Below are 318 nucleotides of genomic sequence, written 5' to 3' on the forward strand. Positions count from 1 at the left end.
TCGTGCTGCTTTGGGTGGCCGTGCTGGGTCTGGCGGTGATCTGCCTGGCGCTGGCGCGGCAGATCGGGGTGCTGCAGGCAAGGCTGGCGCCGGCCGGCGCGCTCGCGCTGGAAAGCGGCCCGCGCGTGGGCGAGGCGGCGCCGCTGCTCGCCCTGCCGGACCTGGCCGGGGTGACCCGCACCATCGGGGCGCCGGCGGACCGGGCGACGCTGCTGTTCTTCCTCTCTCCCTCCTGCCCGGTGTGCAAATCCCTGCTGCCGGTTGTGTCGTCCCTGGCGGCGGCGGAAGCCGACCGGGTGCAGGTGTTGCTGGCGGGCG

Annotated in this window: 1 protein-coding gene; it reads left to right on the top strand. The window is 75.2% G+C overall.

Annotated features, from left to right (window positions below):
• Positions 1-318 (top strand): hypothetical protein (locus R5H29_RS01485; protein ID WP_332328623.1); only part of this gene is annotated, 318 nt, incomplete at both ends.

It is taken from the genome of Stenotrophomonas sp. A3_2 (assembly GCF_036624925.1).
In the GTDB taxonomy this organism is placed as follows: Bacteria; Pseudomonadota; Gammaproteobacteria; order Xanthomonadales; family Xanthomonadaceae; genus Stenotrophomonas; species Stenotrophomonas hibiscicola.